The sequence below is a fragment of the Brevundimonas sp. genome (assembly GCF_046299535.1).
In the GTDB taxonomy this organism is placed as follows: Bacteria; Pseudomonadota; Alphaproteobacteria; order Caulobacterales; family Caulobacteraceae; genus Brevundimonas.
The window spans coordinates 223,490-241,754 of the sequence record NZ_JBKBIB010000001.1 but is presented as its reverse complement, the minus strand read 5'-3'; the positions used below and the strand labels follow the sequence as shown (position 1 = coordinate 241,754).

Sequence of the window (18,265 nt, the reverse complement as noted above, 5' to 3'; positions counted from 1 at the left end):
TCTAGCGCAGGTTCAGGGTCACCGCCTTGATGTCCAGATATTCCTCGATGCCGTGGATCGATCCCTCTCGGCCGTAGCCGGACTGCTTGACCCCGCCGAAGGGAGCCACCGGCGTCGAGACCATGCCCGCGTTCACGCCCACGATGCCGTTCTCCAGCCTGCGGGCCACGCGCATGGCCCGGTCCAGATCGCGGGTGAAGACGAAGGAGGCCAAGCCATAGGGCGTGGCGTTGGCCTTGTGCAGGACCTCGGCCTCGTCCTCGAACGGAAACACGGGAATCAGCGGCCCGAAGGTCTCCTCCTCGCGGAACAGGGCGTCGTCGCCGCCCAGGGTCACGGTGGGCTGGAAGAAGCGGCCGCCCAGCGCGTGGCGCGATCCGCCGGTCAGCACCTTTCCGCCGGCGGCCTGGACCTTCGCCACATGCTCCTCGACCTTGTCCAGGGCCTTTCCCTCGATCAGCGGGCCGACCTTCACGTCCGCCTCGAAGGCGCTCCCGACCTTGAGCTTCGCCACCACGGCGGCCAGGCGCTCCGCATAGGTCTCGGCGATGGAGGCGTGCACATAGACCCGGTTGGGGCAGACGCAGGTCTGGCCGGAGTTGCGGAACTTGCCCTTGATGGTCTCGGCCACAGCCAGATCCAGATCGGCGTCCTCGAACACGATCAGGGGCGCGGCGCCGCCCAGCTCCATGGACACCCTCTTCAGGGTTGGGGCGCACTGTTCCGCCAGCTTGCGGCCCACCGGCGTAGAGCCGGTGAAGGACAGTTTACGGATCAGGGGCGAGGCTGTCAGGACGCCGCCGATGGTCGCCGCGTCGCCGGTGACGATCGACAGGGCGCCCTTGGGCAGGCCCGCCTCATAGGCCAGTTCGACCAGGGCGATGGCGGTGAAGGGCGTCTGGCTGGCGGGCTTGACCACCGCCGTGCAGCCTGCGGCGAAGGCGGGCCCCAGTTTCCGGGCCAGCATAGCGGCCGGGAAGTTCCACGGCGTGATCATGGCGCAGGGACCCACGGCCTCTTTGAAGGTCACGATCAGATGCCCCAGCGGGGTGTCCTGGGTTTCGCCCAGAATACGCTCGGCCTCGCCCGCCGACCATTTGATGAAGCCGTTTGCGTAGGCGACCTCGCCCTTGGCCTCGGTCAACGTCTTGCCGTTCTCCAGCGCCATCAGGCCCGCGAGGCCGTCGGCGTTTTCATCGATAAGGGCGGCCCAGCGGCGCAGGAAGGCGGCGCGCTCGTGAGGGTCCGATCGCGACCAGTCGGCGAAGGCGTCGTGTGCAGCCCGTACGGCGCGCTCGGTCTCGGCCGCGCCGAGATCCGGCACATGGCCGATTATCTCGCCCGTGGCCGGGTCGTCCACGGCGATGCCTTCGCCCTTCACCGGGATCGCTTCGCCTGAGATCAGGGCGTGTTCGCGGATCAGCGCGCGGCCGGCGGTCCTGGGGTCGGGCATGGCGAAACTCCTGGCGATGGGGAAGATGTCACGGGCAAACGTTCGCGCCGGGACCCGGATTTCAAAGCCGAATTCTAGTCTGTGAGCCGGAATGGGTCCAGACAGACGAAAGCCCCGGAACCATGAGATTCCGGGGCCTGGTCATGACTCAGACTTGGGCCGTGATCAGCAGGTCTGACCTTCGGCGCATTGCTCGACAGCCTGACCAGCGGCCTGGGCGTCCTGGCCAACGCCCGAAATGGTATTGCAGGCGGCGACGGTCATCAGGGCCGCAGCGGCGGCGAGGGTGAAAAGCTTGCGCATGAGTCTTGCTCCTATGGCCCCGGCGGCGCCGGAGCGTGACATTGACGGTCAAGCTAACGCGCGCGTGAGGCGGGCGTTCCGTCAGGCTGCGGCGTGGGGTGACGAAGGCGGCGGCCCGGGCTTCGGGAAGGTCAGACGCGCAATCATGCCGCCTTGTTCAGGGGTGTCGAAATCAAGGGTCCCGCGCAGTTGCCGAGCGAATGCGGTCATGAGGGTTCCACCCACGCCATCCACCAACGCAGCAGCGCCCGCCCCCGGGCCATCATCCTCGACTTCCAGCACGCACCGGTCCTCAAGGACACGGAAGCGCACCTTGAGCGATCCTCCCCGCTCGGCGAATGCGTGCTTCTGGGCGTTGGAGATCGCCTCCACCGCCCACAGGGCGAGCGGCGCCAGACGATCCGGATCGATAATGAGGGAATCCGCCGAAACCTCGCTGGAGACCACGGGGCCCCTTCCGGACTCTCCCGCAATCAACTGGCCTGTAAGCTCGCGCAGGAAATCCGCCAGATCCGCCTCGCGGATATCCTCGCTCTGGTAGAGGGTCCGGTAAATCAGGGCCAGGGCCGATATGCGTTGGCGTGTGTCGCCGATGGCGGCCCTGGCGGCCGGATCGGTCAGGGCTCGCTGCTGCATGCTGAGCAGCGATGAAATGATCTGGAGGTTATTCTTCACCCTGTGGTGGATTTCGCGCATCAGCGCGTCCTTCTCCGCCAGAGACTTGGTGAGCTCATGATCGCGTTCGCCTATGGCCTCGGCCATCTCGTCCAGGGTACGCGCGAGAACCCGGATTTCAGCCGGCGCGTTCTCGGCCTGCACGGGCCGCACGGTGAACCTTCCCTTGGCGTAGATCGAGGCGACCCGTTCCAGATAATCCAGCCAGCGGATGACGATGCGTTCCGTGAAAATCATCACAGCCAGAAACGCCATCAACCAGGCCGCCAAGGGCAGCAACAGCGTTCCGGTGGGGTTGAGCTGGGCCCAGGACAGAAGTCCCGGATCAGGCGTGGACAACAGAACATATACATCGCGTCCGGCAAGGGCCGCACCCGCGTACAGCCGGTTTCGACCGGAAGAATCTCGTGCGCGAAAATCAAATGCGCCCTGCCGCGCACGCTCCACCCACCCGGTGAGCCCGTCGGGCTCCCCCGTACGAAATGCATCCGCATCGGTCGCCGTGAGAATTGCACCCGACGCATCGGTCAACGCCACTTGGGTGCCTTCGGGAAGAGCCCGGTCGCTGACGTCCGGCTGTAGCGCCGACAGGGGAATGACGGCGACGAGCACCCCGTCAAACGCGCCCAGGGGCCGTTCTGAACGGACCGCCGCCAGCAGCGAGGGTTCCGTCGCCAGCCCATCGGGGGCGCGCGTCAGAACGACGGGCTCTCCGCCCTGAATTCTCGCAAACCAGCTCTCGTTGCGAACGGTAACGTCGCCCTGGACAGATGTTGAAGCACAGGCCACGCGACCCGTAGGGCTGAAACGATAAAGAGCGTCGTACCCATCCAGGTCTGTCACCAGCGCGCGCAAGCGCGGCGCACAATACAGACCCAGAGCTTCCGGCCGCAGGACCTCCAGCAACACCGTGGCGCTGTCCAGCCTCGCCTTGGCCGTGGCGGCGCTGCGTTCTGCGGCAAGGACCAGATCGTGGCGTCGGTCTTCCGACTCCCGCTGAAAGGCGGATTGGGTCTGCACCGCGCTGAGCAGGAGGATCGGCAGGAGCGCGACCGCCATGGCGGCGGCCAGACGGAAGCGAATTCCCTGGGCCCTGGAGGAGCGTCGCCCCAACCTGACCACGGCCCTAACCCTGCCGCTGCGCGCTCAGCCGGTCCGCGTCGGCGAGAATGGAGCGCATGGCGTCGCCGGCCGCCTTGCCGTCCCGGGCGTAGCCGCCGCGCTCCAGCGTCTGCTGAAGCGCCCTGCGCGCACGACTGACCCGGCTCTTCACCGTGCCGACCGCGCAGTTGCAAATTTCAGCGGCTTCCTCGTAGGCAAAGCCTCCCGCGCCTACCAGGACAAGGGCCTCACGTTGTTCTTCCGGAAGACTGGCCAGAGCCAGCCGCAATTCATCGAGAGCGACGGGCGCTTCCGGGTCATCCACCGCCACCAGCGTGCGTTCAGCCGCCTCCTGGTCCAGTTGGGACTGACGCCACGACCGACGCTTTTCGGAATAGAACTGGTTGCGCAGGATCATGAAGGTCCAGGCCTTCATGTTGGTGCCCATCTGGTAGCTGGCGCGTGCATCCCACGCCTTCATCATCGCGTCCTGAGCCAGGTCGTCCGCCGCCGTCGGGTCGCCGGCCAGCGTCCGCGCGAAAGCGCGCAAGTGCGGAATGAGGGTGACGAGCTGGGCCTTGAAGGCTTCATCGTCCGCCGAAGGGGGCTTGGGAGCCGCTGACCGCGCGCCCGTCATGAGCCGCCCTCGGCCTTCTGGTCGGCCTTGCGAAGAATATCGAGAAATTCGTCCGGCACGGGCTCATTGACCACCTGGTCGAACATGTGCCGCAACTTGACCCCTATGGCCTGCTGGCGCAGCCGCGCCTCTTCCAGCCCGGCGTCTCCTTCCTCCGACGGCTCCGGAATGCGTCGCGAGGGATGTGATTGATCGATCATGAAGCGCTTGCCGCCCAACTCTTGATGATGCGCACGCCATTGCGTGTCAGTGCGGGACGGTGAACGCCCGCTTCCGGCGGGAGTTCCTGCATGAACCCGATTTAATGCTCAAGCTTGATCATCCATCGGGAACCGTTGCCTTGCGGATACGTTGGCCCAGATCACACCCGGTTACGTACCGGGCCGGACGGAATGCAATTGTCGGGGAAATCCAAGAATGAGCCTTCTGGCGAGACTCGCGCCTCACCTGCCTTACGTGCGCCGCTATGCACGCGCCCTCACCGGCGACCAGAGCACCGGCGACAACTATGTCCGCGTTGCGCTGGAGGCGCTCGCGGCCGGGGAGCAACAGCTTCCCGCCAGCATGACGCCGCGTGTGGCGCTGTATCACATCTTCCATACCATCTGGCTCGCGACTGGCGCCCGGCTGGAGGACAAGAGCGGCCTTGAGAGCGGCGATGACGCTTCGCAGAGGCTGATGAAGATCGCGCCCAAATCCCGTCAGGCGTTCCTGCTGACGGCGCTGGAAGGGTTCACGCCCTCGGAGGCGGCCCAGATTCTGGGGGCTGAGCTCAGCGATATCGAGAGCCTCATCGGCGAAGCCCAGCGTGAGATTGACGCCGAACTGGCCACGGACGTGCTGATCATCGAGGATGAACCGATCATCTCGGCTGACATTGAATCCCTGGTCAAGGAATTGGGCCACAAGGTTTCGGCCACCGCCACCACCCACGACGAAGCGGTGGACGCGGTTTCCCGTCATCGCCCCGGTCTTGTGCTGGCGGATATCCAGCTGGCGGACGGCTCATCGGGCATCGACGCCGTCAAGGACATCCTGAAGAGCATCAATGTGCCGGTGATCTTCATCACGGCCTTTCCCGAGCGCCTCCTGACCGGAGAGCGTCCCGAGCCCACCTTCCTGATCACAAAGCCGTTCCAGCCGGAAACGGTCAAGGCGGCGATCAGCCAGGCGCTGTTCTTCCATCCGGCGCGCCAGACGGAAGTCGCCTGACGCCGTTCGGCCTCATTGGATAAGAAAAGGCCCGGCTTTCGCCGGGCCTTTTTTGTTCCTACTCAGGCGTGGCTGGCTGGACGCCATCCACGGGCGGCGGGGGGCCCGAGGCGTCACCCTCGAAAGTCGCGGCGGCGGCTCTTTCATCGGCGGAGGTTTCCAGCTCCCCCATCTGCTCCTGGGTTCCGCCCCACAGAAGCATGTAGAGCAGCACGATCAGGGCCAGAGAAACCACCATCACCAGAAGGATCCGTACGCCGGACCGCCCCTGACGGGCGCGTTGGGGAGACACTACTGCACCGGGGGCATCGGCGTTCCTGGTCCTGTCGGGGTCGTGCGGCGGCTGATCAGTCATTCTGGGCTCCAGGGTCTTTGGCCTTACAAGGGCCGTTGCTCGTTCCCTGAAGCAACGCTGAGCCGGCTTGGCTGTTCCGAAGCTTTGCCGTTCGCCCGAACGGGGAATTATTTTCCGAGGCGGCGGAACTGCCGGGGGCCCTTGGTGTTCTCATCATGCGGAGGCGGCGACGCCCCCCCGACTTGAGACTGGCGAAAGCCAGTCTGTCGCCTCCGCGCCTCATTCTCGATGATGCAGACTGGGCGGGTTCCTTCGGGAACCCGCCCTTTTTCTTGCCTTCGTATCGACAGGCGGCTCCCGCGCCGCCAAGGTGCGTTCTGAAAGAAAACGTCTTCAGTGGAGATTGATTATGGCCCTGACCAATCGTGAATGGCTCCTGCGACAACGCCCCAGGGGTCTGGTTCAGCCGACCGACCTGGAGCTGGTCGAAAGCCCTGTCCCCGCCTTGAGCGAAGGCGAGGTTCTCGTCCGGACCGTATATCTGTCCCTGGACCCCACGAACCGCACCTGGATGAACGACGCTGAAGGCTATCTTCCCGCTGTGAAACTCGGCGAGGTCATGCGCGGTCTGACCCTGGGCGTGGTTGAAGACACCCGGTCCGGTCGGTTCAAGAAGGGCGACATTGTCACGCCGATCTCGGGCGGCTGGTCACTCTACGCCGTGGTCCACGAAGACGGCCTGCGCCCGGTGCACCGGGCTCCGGGCCTGCCGTTGACCGCCAATCTCAGCGTCCTGGGGATGACCGGTCTGACCGCCTATTTCGGGGTAACCGACGTCTGCCGTCCCGAAGCGGGCCAGACCATGGTGATTTCGGCAGCGGCCGGCGCTGTGGGCTCCATCGCGGGCCAGATCGCCAGGCTGAGGGGCGCGCGGGTCATCGGCATCGCGGGCGGACCGGAGAAGTGTCGCTGGTTGACCGAGGATCTCGGTTTCGACGGCGCGGTGGACTACAAGAACGAGGACGTGGGCGAGGCGTTGGACCGCCTGGCGCCGGACGGCATTGATATCAATTTCGAGAATGTCGGCGGCGACATCATGAATGCGGTGTGGAACCGAATGAATGTGCATGGACGCATTGCGGTCTGCGGCCTGATCTCGGCGTACAATGCAACACGGCCGCCGCCCTCGCCCAATTTCGCCCGCATCATCACCCACCGTCTGAGCGTGCGCGGCTTCCTGGTGCTGGACTACGCGCACCGCGCCCGCGAAATGGTCGCTGAAATGGGGCCATGGCTGGCCGAGGGGAAAATCCAGTGGAAAGTCCATGTGGACGAGGGACTGGAATCAGCGCTGGATTCGCTGAACCGCTTGTTCACCGGCGACCATGACGGCAAGCTGCTGGTCAAGGTGTCCGAGGAGCCCGCCTGAGCATGACAGAACCGACCGACCCCCTGCATTTCGAGGACATCCAGGTCGGTCAGGTCATTCCTATTGGCGCGTGCGCCGTGGATGCAGAGGCGCTGGAAGGCTTCATCGAACGGTTCGCGCCTCACTGGCCGGCCGCAGACGGGGCCCCGGAGGCCATGGTCTACGCCCTTTGGCGAAGACTGGCCGATGAAGCCGAGCGGGGCATGGCGATCAGCAAGGGGCTGGCGGTTGACGCCCTGCGGTTCATGCGAAACCCGCCGGTCGGCGAGCTTTTGCGTGGAAGATTGACGGTGATGGGCAAGGATCCGGTTGGAGACACCCGCGGCGTCGTCATCGCCCAGCACGATCTGCTGGACGAGGACGGGCGGCTGGTTTTCTCGTGCCTGACCCGCACGCTTCTCATGCGCCGCTGAACGACTCGCGACCAGCAAACATACAAAAGGCGGCGGATCCCTCCGCCGCCTTTTGAACTTCAGCCCGGGTGATCAGGCGTTGGCGGCGGACGGCGCCGGGTTGGCGCGCTCGAACGTCATTGCCACAAGGCGGTCCCACCCCAGCAACGAAACCAGGTGGGCGTAAATCTGGCCCAATGCGCCGTTGTCGCGCAGTTCAGCCAGCTTCTCGGCGGGCAGGTTTTTCAGCTTCTCTTCGGACACGGCGTGATACTCGGCCAGCCGCTGCACCTGACCGGGCGTGCCGTCGGGATTACGCGGGGTGAAGTTGGCTTCCTTGACCTCGAACAGATCAAGCTCCTCCAGCACCTCGACGAAACGGACGGTGCGCTGGCGCTCGGTCTCGAAGTCGTTGCAGAACTTCATGGCCTGTTCGGTGAAGCTGGACGGCTTGCCGTCCTGAAACAACGGCACGGCGCCGCCCTCGGCCACGAAAGGCGCAGCGCGGTCGATACACAGCACCATGCGCTGGTTCTGGTCGTCATTGGCGAAAACGAACGGATAGCGCCGCACGAACGCCGGCAGATAGGCCGAGGCCTGATACTGACCGTCCTCATTAACGAAGAGGTTCTGGTCCTGACGCAGGCCCATAACCGCAACCGGCGACTTCGGCTGGCCGAGGAAAACGACCGGGAAGGACAACGCCGCAGGGGCGAACTCGGTCACCGTCAGGGGGACCAGATTGGTGCCGCTGACGAAGGAATAGGGCTTCTCCGCCTGGTTCACGCCCAGCTTGCCGTGAGTCTCCGCGTTCAGCGGTTCCGGCTGGCTGTAGAACAGAACGTTGCCGCTGAGCGGGCTTTCGGTCGCTTGTGTGTCGGACATGAAGACAAAGGCTCGGGTGTTAATGGGGAGCACGCGTTTACCCCACGACGCCGTCATCGGCAACGCAGGCGCGGATTGCGGATCGGCGCCGGAAGCACTAGCTGAGGGGATATGGCCGAAACATGCGCACATCACCGGCACGATACGGGTCTTGGGAAGGACGATGTGCGCGTCGCGCTCGTTGAAGCCGAAGCTCGTTGCGCCCGCCGGGGAGAGCGCATGACCGAGCCCCGCCGACGGGTGCTGGAACTGCTGCTGGCCTCCGGCGAGCCGGTCAAGGCCTACGACTTGATCGCGGCCTATGGCGCCGACGGACAGGCCGCCAAACCGCCGACGGTCTATCGGGCTCTGGAGTTTCTGGAGCGACAGGGTCTGGCCCACCGCATCGCCTCCATCAGCGCCTATGTCGCCTGCAGTCACGGGGAGCGGTCCCATGCGGCGGCCTTCCTGATCTGCGACTGCTGCGGCGCGGCCGTTGAAGTCAGCCCGCCGGCCATGGCGGGGCTAGGCGATCCTGCCGCCGAGCACGGCTATAAGCTGGAGCGAGTGGCCATCGAAGGTCACGGCCTGTGCCCGGATTGCCGCCGACCCGCGGCCGGCGCCTGAGCCCGCAGTCGCCATCGCCCCCATGCCGGACTGTGGCCGTTCCGGATCCACAGGGCGGCGCTCTGTCCGTGATGGACCTGGGCGACAGCGCTCGCCCCCCAGACCTGGTCTTCATACACGCCAACGGATTCAACGCCCGAACGTACCGCACCCTTCTGGAACCGCTGGCCGGGAAGGCGCGCATTCTGGCCCCGGATCTGCGCGGCCATGGTCTGAGCACGCTGCCGGCCCCGCCCGTGTGGCGCCGATCCTGGCGGGACCTGCGTGACGACATGGCGGCCCTGATCGACGCGATTCACGGGCCGCCCATGATCCTTGCCGGCCATTCCATGGGGGCGGTGGTGGCGCTGCTGGCGGCGGCTCAGCGTCCTGACCGGGTGCGTTCCGTGGTCATGCTGGATCCGGTGGTCCTGCCGCGCCCCACCGCCCTCGCCATGAGCCTGCCGGGGATCGGGCGCGTAGCCCGGCGCTATTCCCTGGCCAGAAACGCCTTGCGACGCCGCGACCGGTTCGGGAGCCGGGCTGAGGCCATGGACGCCTATCGCGGACGCGGCGCCTTCAGGGGATGGCCCGACGCCGTCCTGGCGGACTACGTCGCCGATGGATTCCGCGGCGCGGGCGACGGCGTTGAGCTGGCCTGCACGCCAGGATGGGAGGCGTCCAACTATGCCGCGCAGGGGTGCGATCCGTGGCCTGTGCTGCACAGCCTGGGTCGACCCGTAGTGATCCTGAAGGCCGAGCACAGCTCCACCTGCAGCGTGGCGCCGGGCCAGATCGCGGGAGTGGATGTATCGACGGTCCCGGGTGGAAACCACTTCTTCCCGCTGCTGAAGCCCGATCAGCCACGGGCGGCTCTGAGCGCGGCGTTGGACGTCGCCTAGTCGGCCCCTGTTCCCCTGCAGCCGGCTTCGGCCTGGCTCTCAGGCGTCGGCGTGCCGGGAGGTCGCTGCTTCGAGGACCGCCTGAAGGGCGGTGATTTCGATGGGCTTGCGCAGGACGCCGTCAGCGCCGGCCTGGAGGTAGCGGGCCACATCCTCATCAAAAACATTGGCGGTCAGCATGTGGATCGTGGTGCGCGGGCGGTCAGAAGCCGCCTCTTCGGCCCGGATTGCGATCAGCGCCTCGACGCCGTCCATCACCGGCATCATCACATCCATCAGGACCAGATCGAACTGGTTCGCGCGCACGGCCTGGACGGCCTCCTGACCGTTTTCGACCAAGGTCAGGTCCAGATTGAAGGACTGGAACAACAGGGTCAGCAGCTTGCGATTGGCCGGGTGGTCCTCGGCGGCCAGAACGCGCGGAGGCATGCCCCGTGGGGCGTGGACGAGCGAGCCGCGGGACGTGGACGATTCAGGCGTCAGCACGGCGCCGGGCTCCGCCCGATCAGCCGTGAAACGAAACCAGAAGACGGCGCCATGGGGCTGGGCGGAGCGAACACCCAGGGCTCCGCCCAGGGCCTGGACGCTGGCGCGGCACAAGGCGAGGCCCAGGCCGGAGCCCCCCGCTGCGCGTCCGGCGGCCAATTGTTCGAAGGGCAGGAAGATGCGGTCGCGCTGATCCTCGGGTACGCCTGGGCCCTGGTCGTGGACCTCGAAGTCCAGGTCGATGCGGCCGTCGCGGGCAGGCAGCGCGCGGGCCAGGATTCGCACAGTGCCGGACGACGTCAGTTTCAGCGCATTGGACAGATAATTGATCAGGATTTGCTCGACCCGCCCCTCATCTGTCAGGACGACGAAATTCCCGCGTTCGCCCTGAATTTCGATCTCCAGGGTCAGGCCCGCCTCATCCACCCGCGCACGCCAGACGCGGGCGATGGCCTCGATTCTCTCGCCGATATCGACGGGGGCGAGATGAAGGTCCACCTTCCCGGATTCAATCTTGGAAATATCGAGCGCGCCGTTCAGAAGGCGCAGCAACATGCCGCCGGCGTCCGCCATGTCCTCGATCACGGCCGCCTCGGCCCTGGGACGGCGGCGGCCGCGCAGCACTTCCGTAAGGCCCATGACCACATTCAGGGGCGTTCTGACTTCGTGGCTGATCATGGCCAGGAAACGGGACTTGGCCTGGTTGGCGCGCTCGGCAGCGGCGCGGTCAGTCTCCGCCTGGGCCAGGGCGGCCTGAAGTTCTCGCGAGCGCTCCACGACCGAGACCATCAGTTCGACCCCCTCGCGATCGCTGCGCCACTGGCGCCATGCGGCAGCGATCACGCCCAAGATGAACAGGGCTGTGCTCAGTTGCAGCGCGACGTCTCCGGGAGCCTCGGCGAACGTGATGAACAGCAGGGCGGTCGCGGGCGGCAGGACCGCGGCTGCGAAACTGCGCCGGCTCACGTGGACCTGGAGGGCCCCGACCATCAGACTACCGATGAGCAGAAGCAGCGCATAGGTCAGATGAGCCGGTTCCGCCAGCCACCCGGCCACGGAGAACAGCGCGTTGTGGGTGGCGAGGCCAAGGGTGACGGCCTCGCTCCACAGGCCGAGCCGCCGCCCGGCCCCGGCCGCCTCGGGATGGAGGCGTGCATCCTGAACCGCCCGCCAGAGCAGCGCATAAAGACAGTACTGGGCGATCGCGAAACTGGCCGCCCACCCCCAGCCCAGAACGATGATGGCGAGAATGACGATGCCGGCGATGGTGACCAGACGAACCGGGAACATGTCGCGGTACCGATCAGCGTACGCGCGCACATAGTCAGCATTGTAGATCACGTCGAACTCACACTACTCATACAAGCTTCGCCATAAAGATCGGAGCTTAATGAGGTCTCAACCGTGGAGAGTCAGCCCACTTTCACCCGCGTCGCCGCCTCGGGCAGATCCTCACCGAAGGCGCGCTGGTAGAACTCCGCGATCGTGGGCCGCTCCAGTTCGTCGCACTTGTTCAGGAACGTCAGGCGGAACGACAGCGCCAGGTCGCCGCCGAAGATGAGGGCGTTCTGGGCCCATGTGATGACGGTGCGTGGGCTCATGACCGTGGAGATATCCCCGTTCATGAAGGCGTTGCGGGTCATGTCGGCGACGCGGACCATGGCGGCGATCTTGCGACGACCTTCCGCGTCACGCCACTCCGGCACCTTGGCGGCCACGATCTCGGCCTCCACGTCGTGGTCCAGGTAGTTCAGGGTGGTGACGATGTTCCAGCGGTCCAGCTGGGCCTGATTGATCTGCTGGGCGCCGTGATACAGGCCAGTGGTGTCGCCCAGACCCACGGTGTTGGACGTGGCGAAGAGCCGGAACCAGCGGTTGGGGCGAATGACGCGGTTCTGGTCCAGGAGGGTGAGGCGTCCCTGCGCCTCCAGCACCCGCTGGATAACGAACATCACATCGGGGCGGCCCGCGTCATATTCGTCGAACACCAGGGCCACCGGTCGCTGGATCGCCCAGGGCAGGATGCCCTCCCGGAACTCGGTGATCTGCTTGCCGTCCTTGAGGACGATGGCGTCCTTGCCGATCAGGTCGATGCGGCTGACGTGGGCGTCCAGGTTGACGCGCACCATGGGCCAGTTCAGCCGCGCGGCCACCTGCTCGATGTGCGTCGACTTGCCGGTGCCGTGGTAGCCCTGAACCATCACCCGGCGATCGAAGGCGAAGCCCGCGCAAATGGCCAGGGTGGTCTGGGGATCAAACCGATAGGCCTCGTCCAGATCGGGCACATGACTGTCCTTCGTGTCGAAACACGGTACCGTCATGTCGGAATCGACGCCGAACGCCTCCCTGACCGTCACCTTGCGGTGCGGCTCCAGAGTCAGCATGGGATCGGGCGATGCGTCGAGGGGAGAGGGGGCCATGCTGTCCATCTAGAAACTCCGCGCCGCCGGGTCCAGCGGGTCGATGGGTTCCCAACGAAGAAAGCCCCCCGCCGAGGCGAGGGGCTCCCTTCTGAAATCCGAATGACCGGAAGGCTTAGTTGGCTTCGCTGCTTTCGCGAATCTGGTCGGCCTGGGCGTCAGCCTGATCCTGAACGGCGTCGGCTTCCTCGTTCAGGGCGTCGCCGCGCTGGTCCATGCCTTGATCATAGGCGGCGTCGGCTTGCTGCTCCAGCTGGGCGGCCGTCACATCGGCTTCCTGCTCGACCAGTTGAGCTTCCTGTTCAGCCACCGGATCGGCGGGCTGGCAAGCGGCGAGAGCCAGGGCGGCGAAAGCGCCGGTCGTCAGAATGGCGATCTTCTTCATGGGAAGTGTCTCCGTTAGTGTTGGAGCCTCACTAACCCCCCCGCCTCGAAAAGGTTCACGCGTTCGTGAGAAAAGGCCTCAATCGCGCCCGATTCGCACGTCCACGTTTCCGCGCGTGGCGTTGGAATAGGGGCAGACCTGATGGGTCTTTTCCAGGATATCGTCCGCCACGGCCGCGTCCAGGCCGTGGCCGGTCACCTTGATCTCGATGTCCAGATTGAAGCCCTCGCCCTTGTCGTTCTTGCCGAAGCCTACGGTCGCCTGAACGGCGGTGTCGGCAGCAACCGGGTGCTTCTCCCGGCCGGAAACCAGCCGCAGGGCGCCCAGGAAGCAGGCCGCGTAACCAGTGGCGAACAACTGCTCGGGGTTGGTCCCCTCCCCGCCCTTGCCGCCCATCTCGGTCGGCGTGGACAGTTTTACGTCGATCTTGCCGTCGTCGGTGCGCGATCGTCCGTCTTCGCGTCCACCGCCGGTGGCAGTCGCATGAGCCTTGTAGAGCACGTCCATCTTGATCTCCCTGTCTGTGAGACCGGGATGTAGGCGCCGCCCCGGGTCCGCGCTATGGCGGTTCATGCCTGAACTTCCCGAGGTCGAGACGGTGCGGCGCGGCCTGGAGCCGATCCTCACCGGCGCGCGTCTGACCCATGTGCGCCAGAACCGGCCGGATCTGCGCTTTCCCTTTCCGCCCGATTTCACGGCGCGGCTCGAGGGAACGACGGTGCGGCGGGTGGACCGGCGCGCCAAGTATCTGCTCATGCCGTTGTCCACCGGGGAGACCTGGGTGGCGCACCTGGGCATGACCGGCCGCTTCACCCTGGACGGTCGCCAATTGGGCGAATTCGAGGAACCTGCGCCCATCGCCGGCAAGCACGAACATGTCAGCCTGTGCGCCGAGGGAGCGGCCGGGCGCACCCGTGTGGGCTTCGCCGACGCGCGCCGGTTCGGCTTCATGGGCCTGATCGCCACCGACCAGGTGGAGACGCACCCCTGGTTCGCGGGACTGGGGCCTGAGCCGCTGGGCAACAGCTTCTCCGCCGCCCATCTGGCCGAAGCGTTCCGGAACCGGAAGCAGTCCGTCAAGGTCAGCCTGCTGGACCAGCGCATCGTGGCCGGTCTGGGCAATATCTATGTGTGCGAGGCCCTGTTCCGGGCCGCCATTTCGCCTCTGACCGCGGCGGGAAAGATCTCCCGTCCCCGGCTTGAGCGGCTTACCGGCGAAATCCGCAATGTCCTGAACGACGCCATCAGGGCGGGGGGCTCAACCTTGCGCGACTTCGCCAATGCCGATGGCGGGCAGGGCTATTTCCAGCACAGCTTCGACGCCTATGGCCGCGAAGGGCGCCCGTGCCGCACGCCGGCCTGCAGCGGCGTCATCCGCCGCACGGTCCAGGGCGGCCGCTCCACCTTCTGGTGCCCGGTCTGCCAGAAACGGTGATGAGGGCCAGGCCAGCCCACGACCATAAATGAGAAAATGGCGCACCCGACAGGATTCGAACCTGTGACCTCTGCCTTCGGAGGGCAGCACTCTATCCAGCTGAGCTACGGGTGCGTGAGCGGGCCGGGGCCCGTCGCGAGGGCGCTGCTTACAGCATGGGCGGCGGGCGCTCAATCCGCAAATCGCGAGCCATTCACGGGCCCGAGGCTTGGCGAGGCGCAAGTCACGCCCTAGCCTGAGAAAAATCACGGAGGAGACGCGCCATGAGGCCGATCCGCATCATTGCCGCCCTGTGCCTGGCGGGCGCCCTTGGCCTGACTGCCTGTTCCGGACGCAGCGACGACAGCCTGAACGCCATCGCCCAGGACTATGTCATCATGACACTGGAGATCGGCGAGCGCGAAGAGGGCTATGTGGACGCCTACCACGGCCCCGCGGAATGGGCCGAGACGGCGCGGGCGAACCCGCGCACGGTGGAGCAACTGCGCGCCGCCGTCGCCGCCCTGACCCGGCGGCTGGCACAGCTTTCCACCCGCGGCCTGTCAGAGGAGGAGGTTCAGCGCCGGGCCTATCTGATCGCCCATGTGCGCGCCGCCGAGACGCGTCTGCGCATGATCGCAGGTGAAGATCTGGCGTTCGCGGACGAAGCGGAGGGCCTGTTCGGCATCCGCCCTGAAACGCCGGCCCTGAGCGCCTATGACGACACCCTGGCGCGCATCGCCGCCCTGATTCCCGGAGACGCGCCGCTGCACGAGCGCGTCTCCGAATTCCGCAACCGATACATCATTCCCCGCGACAGACTGGATGCGGTGATGCGCGCGGCCATCGAGGAATGCCGCGCGCGAACCGTGCGCCATTTCGATCTGCCACAGAATGAGCGCTTCACCCTGGAGTTCGTCACCGACCAGCCGTGGTCAGGCTACAACTGGTACCAGGGCGATGCAGTCAGCCTGATCCAGATCAACACCGACCTGCCCATCTACATCGACCGCGCCGTGGATCTGGGGTGTCACGAGGGCTATCCGGGCCACCATGTCTACAACGCCCTGCTGGAGCGCAGCTTTGTGGACGAGAGGGGCTGGATGGAAATGAGCGTGTATCCGCTCTACAGCCCCATGTCCTTCATCGCCGAGGGCAGCGCCAACTACGGCATCGACTTGGCCTTCCCCGGCGAGGAGCGGGTGCGGTTCGAACGCGAGGTTCTTTACCCCCTGGCGGGTCTGGACCCCGCCACCGCCGATCGACAGGCGGAATTGCTGGGCCTTATGCGGGGGCTGCAGCGGGCCGAGTACACCATCGCGTCGGACTATCTGGCCGGGCGGATCGACCGGGACACGGCGCTGGATCAGCTACAGGCCTATTCGCTGGTGGCGCGGGACCGGGCTGAGCAGCGCCTGTCCTTCATCGAGCGCTACCGGAGCTATATCATCAACTACGGCCTGGGCCGCGACATGGTCCAGGCGTGGGTCGAGAGCCAGCTGGGTGATCGCTGGAGCGTCACCGAACGGCTCCTGTCATCCCAGACCCTGCCGACAGATCTGAAGGACTAGGCGGCTTCTCCGTCCGGTTCGCTATCGTCCAGAACGGCGGTGACGGCCATGTCGGCGCTGACGTTGCCCAAGGTGCGGAAGATGTCGGGGATCACCTCCACCGCCAGCAGCAGGGGCAGCAGCTCCAGCGGCACGCCCAACGCCAGGCAGATGGGCGCCATGGAGGTGAAGAAGGAGACCTGGCCGGGCAGGCCCACGGTGCCGATGCTGACCGCCAGGGCCACCACGCCCGCCGCCGCCATCTGGCCGAAGGTGGGCTCCAGTCCGAACACATGGGCGATGAACAGGGCCACGGACAAATTGGCCACCGGGCTGGTAATCCGGAAGATGGCCACCGACAGCGGCAGGACCAGCCCCGCCACGCGCTCGGGAATGCCCAGGAAGTCCTGGGCCCGCTCCACCATCACCGGCAGGGTCCCCAGGGACGACTGGGTCGAGAAGGCCACCGCCTGAACCGGCACAAGGGCGCGGGCGAAGCGGGCGATCGGCACCCCGCCGCCGAGCGCCGCCAGGGGATAGCTGGCCAGAACGGCGACAATACAGGCGCCCGACACCAGCACGATGTAGTGGATCAGGGCCGGGGCCGAGCCGAAGCCGCTGCGCAGGCCCAGCACCAGGGCAAGGGCGAAGACGCCTATGGGCGCCGCGAGCAGCACCCAGCGCACGATGATGATCATGATCTGGGCCACGGCCTCGAACACATTGACGATCAGAGCGCGCTGGCCGGCCGGCAGGCGGGTGGCGGCGAACCCGAAGAAGGCGGCGAACATCACCAGCGGCAGGACCGCGTTCTCGGCCGCGGCGCGTACAGGGTTGGCGGGTGCGAGCGAACTCAGCCACTGGGCGAAGCCGCCGCCCTCGGCCGCCGCCGCCAGCCCCTCCGCCGAGGCGCCGCCGGCCCCGGTGATCAGGGCCTGGGCCGCCTGGGGCGCCACCGGCCACAGAGCCAGCACCAGGGGAATGATCAGCAGGGTCAGGGCCGCCGCCGCCGCAACCAGTCCGACAAACAGCGCCACCGCCCGCGCCGCCAGACGGCCCGTGGCCGCCGCGTCCGAGGCCGCCGCGATACCGACGACCACCAGCGAAAAGACCAGCGGGATCACGGTCATCTGCAGGGTGTTCAGCCACAGGCCGCCGATCGCCTCGATCCCGGCCACCACGCCGGGGCTGATGACCATGTCCGAGCCCTGAACGACGGCGCCGATGCCGAGACCGATGAGGAGGGCGATCAGGACACGGGCGCTGAGGGAACGTAGGACGGCGGTCATGGGCGGCTCCGCGTAATGAGGGCCGCGAGCCTTAGCTGATTTTCCGCCCGCGTCGAATCCAGCCGCGCTGTCAGCCCCGTGGGAGGCGGGCTTCAGGCTCAGCGAGGCTGGACGGTCAGGGCGGCGCGGTCCGGGGCCCCCAGGCCGCGCGGGCAGGCGCTCGGGGCATAGTCCAGGTCGTAGCAGAGGCGAACCTCGCGCAGACGTCCGTCGTCGGTGGTCGCCAGATAGACGCCATCGCGGCGCAGATGGGGATTGGCCCGGACCCAGGCGTCGCGCAGGGCGCCCGCCGTGGTTCGCGTCGGCGGCTCGGGCAGGGTCAGGGCGTTCCAGAGTTCGGCCGACTGGTCGAAATAGGTGTCCGGGTCGTCCCAGCCGCAGGTCCCGTGCGCGGCCCATTCATGCTGGAGCAGGGACTCCGACGGCATCATGCAGAAATGCTCGCGCACCTCGGCCTCGGTCATGGCGCGGGCCGGCGTGACCGAGCAGTAGCGCGGGTGATCGCCCTCGGCCGCGTTGGGCCACAGGCCGTGCAGGAAATAGCCCACGTCGCGGTCCTGGGGCGTCAGGGCGTAGCCGCGACCGTCGCGGTTGCCCTCCCGCCAGAAGGGTCCCCAGGCCACGGCCAGCATGTAGTAGGCGACCTCGGCGTCCGCGACGATCTCGTCCGGGTCGGGCGTTTCGGGCCCGGCGGGGCGGAGGCGGTCCGGCACGGCGCAGGCCTCGGCGGCGGGGGTCAGGGCGGCGGACGGCGGCACCTCGGGCTGGGACCGGCAGGCGGCGGCGAGAAGAAGCAGCGGAATCAGGGCGAAGGCGCGTTTCATGTCGTGTCTTCTAGCGGCTGCATGTGAC

The 18,265-nt window shown here is 66.5% G+C and carries 20 protein-coding genes and 1 tRNA gene; 7 read left to right on the top strand and 14 right to left on the bottom strand.

Translation table 11 applies throughout. From position 1 onward, the window contains the following. Position 1: 1 nt before the first annotated feature. The 5 genes from ACK4FB_RS01270 to ACK4FB_RS01250 all read right to left on the bottom strand — a co-directional run bounded on the left by ACK4FB_RS01270 (position 2) and on the right by ACK4FB_RS01250 (position 4,369). Positions 2 to 1,453: an NAD-dependent succinate-semialdehyde dehydrogenase gene (locus tag ACK4FB_RS01270; RefSeq protein ID WP_409746932.1), complete on the bottom strand. Its 1,452-nt coding sequence runs from the start codon at positions 1,451 to 1,453 to the stop codon at positions 2 to 4. Between the two features lie 165 nt (positions 1,454 to 1,618). Further along, positions 1,619 to 1,756 carry an entericidin A/B family lipoprotein gene (locus ACK4FB_RS01265; protein WP_409746930.1) on the bottom strand — a complete coding sequence of 46 codons (138 nt, stop codon included), beginning with the start codon at positions 1,754 to 1,756 and terminating at the stop codon, positions 1,619 to 1,621. 81 nt (positions 1,757 to 1,837) lie between these two features. Further along, a complete protein-coding gene (locus ACK4FB_RS01260; RefSeq protein ID WP_409746927.1) occupies positions 1,838 to 3,490 on the bottom strand; it encodes a sensor histidine kinase in 1,653 nt (550 codons plus the stop codon). 67 nt (positions 3,491 to 3,557) lie between these two features. Beyond that, positions 3,558 to 4,169 (bottom strand): sigma-70 family RNA polymerase sigma factor, encoded by a 612-nt coding sequence (locus ACK4FB_RS01255; RefSeq protein ID WP_409746924.1) that lies wholly within the window; start codon positions 4,167 to 4,169, stop codon positions 3,558 to 3,560. Beyond that, positions 4,166 to 4,369 carry a NepR family anti-sigma factor gene (locus ACK4FB_RS01250; protein ID WP_409746922.1) on the bottom strand — a complete coding sequence of 68 codons (204 nt, stop codon included), beginning with the start codon at positions 4,367 to 4,369 and terminating at the stop codon, positions 4,166 to 4,168. The genes ACK4FB_RS01255 and ACK4FB_RS01250 overlap by 4 nt, the downstream gene beginning before the upstream one ends. A 217-nt stretch (positions 4,370 to 4,586) precedes the next feature. Here ACK4FB_RS01250 and ACK4FB_RS01245 point away from each other — a divergent pair, with 217 nt between their 5' ends. After that, the gene (locus tag ACK4FB_RS01245) at positions 4,587 to 5,381 is read left to right on the top strand and encodes a response regulator (protein WP_409746919.1); all 795 of its coding nucleotides are present in this window, start codon (positions 4,587 to 4,589) and stop codon (positions 5,379 to 5,381) included. Between the two features lie 58 nt (positions 5,382 to 5,439). On the opposite strand, the gene ACK4FB_RS01240 is transcribed toward ACK4FB_RS01245, so the two are convergent. Continuing rightward, positions 5,440 to 5,736: a hypothetical protein gene (locus tag ACK4FB_RS01240; protein ID WP_409746916.1), complete on the bottom strand. Its 297-nt coding sequence runs from the start codon at positions 5,734 to 5,736 to the stop codon at positions 5,440 to 5,442. Positions 5,737 to 6,085: 349 nt separating this feature from the next. On the opposite strand from ACK4FB_RS01240, the gene ACK4FB_RS01235 reads away from it, so the two are divergent. Together ACK4FB_RS01235 and ACK4FB_RS01230 are read left to right on the top strand one after the other, a co-directional pair. After that, positions 6,086 to 7,105: an NADP-dependent oxidoreductase gene (locus ACK4FB_RS01235; protein WP_409746913.1), complete on the top strand. Its 1,020-nt coding sequence runs from the start codon at positions 6,086 to 6,088 to the stop codon at positions 7,103 to 7,105. Positions 7,106 to 7,107: 2 nt separating this feature from the next. Beyond that, positions 7,108 to 7,518 (top strand): acyl dehydratase, encoded by a 411-nt coding sequence (locus ACK4FB_RS01230; RefSeq protein ID WP_409746910.1) that lies wholly within the window; start codon positions 7,108 to 7,110, stop codon positions 7,516 to 7,518. A 72-nt stretch (positions 7,519 to 7,590) separates the two neighbouring features. On the opposite strand, the gene ACK4FB_RS01225 is transcribed toward ACK4FB_RS01230, so the two are convergent. Then, on the bottom strand, positions 7,591 to 8,382 hold the full coding sequence (locus ACK4FB_RS01225; RefSeq protein ID WP_409746907.1) for a SapC family protein: 792 nt from the start codon (positions 8,380 to 8,382) through the stop codon (positions 7,591 to 7,593). A gap of 219 nt (positions 8,383 to 8,601) precedes the next feature. Here ACK4FB_RS01225 and ACK4FB_RS01220 point away from each other — a divergent pair, with 219 nt between their 5' ends. Together ACK4FB_RS01220 and ACK4FB_RS01215 are read left to right on the top strand one after the other, a co-directional pair. Continuing rightward, positions 8,602 to 8,988 (top strand): Fur family transcriptional regulator, encoded by a 387-nt coding sequence (locus ACK4FB_RS01220; protein WP_409746905.1) that lies wholly within the window; start codon positions 8,602 to 8,604, stop codon positions 8,986 to 8,988. Between the two features lie 71 nt (positions 8,989 to 9,059). Further along, the gene (locus tag ACK4FB_RS01215) at positions 9,060 to 9,869 is read left to right on the top strand and encodes an alpha/beta fold hydrolase (protein WP_409747089.1); all 810 of its coding nucleotides are present in this window, start codon (positions 9,060 to 9,062) and stop codon (positions 9,867 to 9,869) included. Positions 9,870 to 9,908: 39 nt separating this feature from the next. Here the strand turns inward: ACK4FB_RS01215 and ACK4FB_RS01210 are convergent, their stop codons facing one another. The 4 genes from ACK4FB_RS01210 to ACK4FB_RS01195 form a co-directional block, all read right to left on the bottom strand. After that, positions 9,909 to 11,696 (bottom strand): response regulator, encoded by a 1,788-nt coding sequence (locus tag ACK4FB_RS01210; protein ID WP_409746902.1) that lies wholly within the window; start codon positions 11,694 to 11,696, stop codon positions 9,909 to 9,911. A 71-nt stretch (positions 11,697 to 11,767) separates the two neighbouring features. Continuing rightward, positions 11,768 to 12,775: a cobaltochelatase subunit CobS gene (cobS, locus tag ACK4FB_RS01205; RefSeq protein ID WP_409747086.1), complete on the bottom strand. Its 1,008-nt coding sequence runs from the start codon at positions 12,773 to 12,775 to the stop codon at positions 11,768 to 11,770. Positions 12,776 to 12,890: 115 nt separating this feature from the next. Continuing rightward, complete coding sequence (locus tag ACK4FB_RS01200) at positions 12,891 to 13,160, bottom strand: hypothetical protein (RefSeq protein WP_409746898.1); 270 nt, start codon at positions 13,158 to 13,160, stop codon at positions 12,891 to 12,893. 78 nt (positions 13,161 to 13,238) lie between these two features. Then, positions 13,239 to 13,667 carry an organic hydroperoxide resistance protein gene (locus tag ACK4FB_RS01195; protein WP_409746895.1) on the bottom strand — a complete coding sequence of 143 codons (429 nt, stop codon included), beginning with the start codon at positions 13,665 to 13,667 and terminating at the stop codon, positions 13,239 to 13,241. Between the two features lie 64 nt (positions 13,668 to 13,731). On the opposite strand from ACK4FB_RS01195, the gene mutM reads away from it, so the two are divergent. Then, positions 13,732 to 14,595 (top strand): bifunctional DNA-formamidopyrimidine glycosylase/DNA-(apurinic or apyrimidinic site) lyase, encoded by an 864-nt coding sequence (mutM, locus tag ACK4FB_RS01190; RefSeq protein WP_409746892.1) that lies wholly within the window; start codon positions 13,732 to 13,734, stop codon positions 14,593 to 14,595. A 37-nt stretch (positions 14,596 to 14,632) separates the two neighbouring features. Here mutM and ACK4FB_RS01185 read toward each other — a convergent pair. Further along, positions 14,633 to 14,709: transfer RNA gene (locus ACK4FB_RS01185), tRNA-Arg, on the bottom strand. A 149-nt stretch (positions 14,710 to 14,858) separates the two neighbouring features. On the opposite strand from ACK4FB_RS01185, the gene ACK4FB_RS01180 reads away from it, so the two are divergent. After that, on the top strand, positions 14,859 to 16,145 hold the full coding sequence (locus ACK4FB_RS01180) for a hypothetical protein (protein WP_409746889.1): 1,287 nt from the start codon (positions 14,859 to 14,861) through the stop codon (positions 16,143 to 16,145). On the opposite strand, the gene ACK4FB_RS01175 is transcribed toward ACK4FB_RS01180, so the two are convergent. Further along, positions 16,142 to 17,413 (bottom strand): dicarboxylate/amino acid:cation symporter, encoded by a 1,272-nt coding sequence (locus ACK4FB_RS01175; RefSeq protein WP_409746886.1) that lies wholly within the window; start codon positions 17,411 to 17,413, stop codon positions 16,142 to 16,144. The genes ACK4FB_RS01180 and ACK4FB_RS01175 overlap by 4 nt on opposite strands. 98 nt (positions 17,414 to 17,511) lie before the next feature. Continuing rightward, positions 17,512 to 18,237, bottom strand: a complete 726-nt coding sequence (locus ACK4FB_RS01170; protein WP_409746883.1) for a ribonuclease T2 family protein — start codon at positions 18,235 to 18,237, stop codon at positions 17,512 to 17,514. Between the last annotated feature and the right edge of the window lie 28 nt (positions 18,238 to 18,265).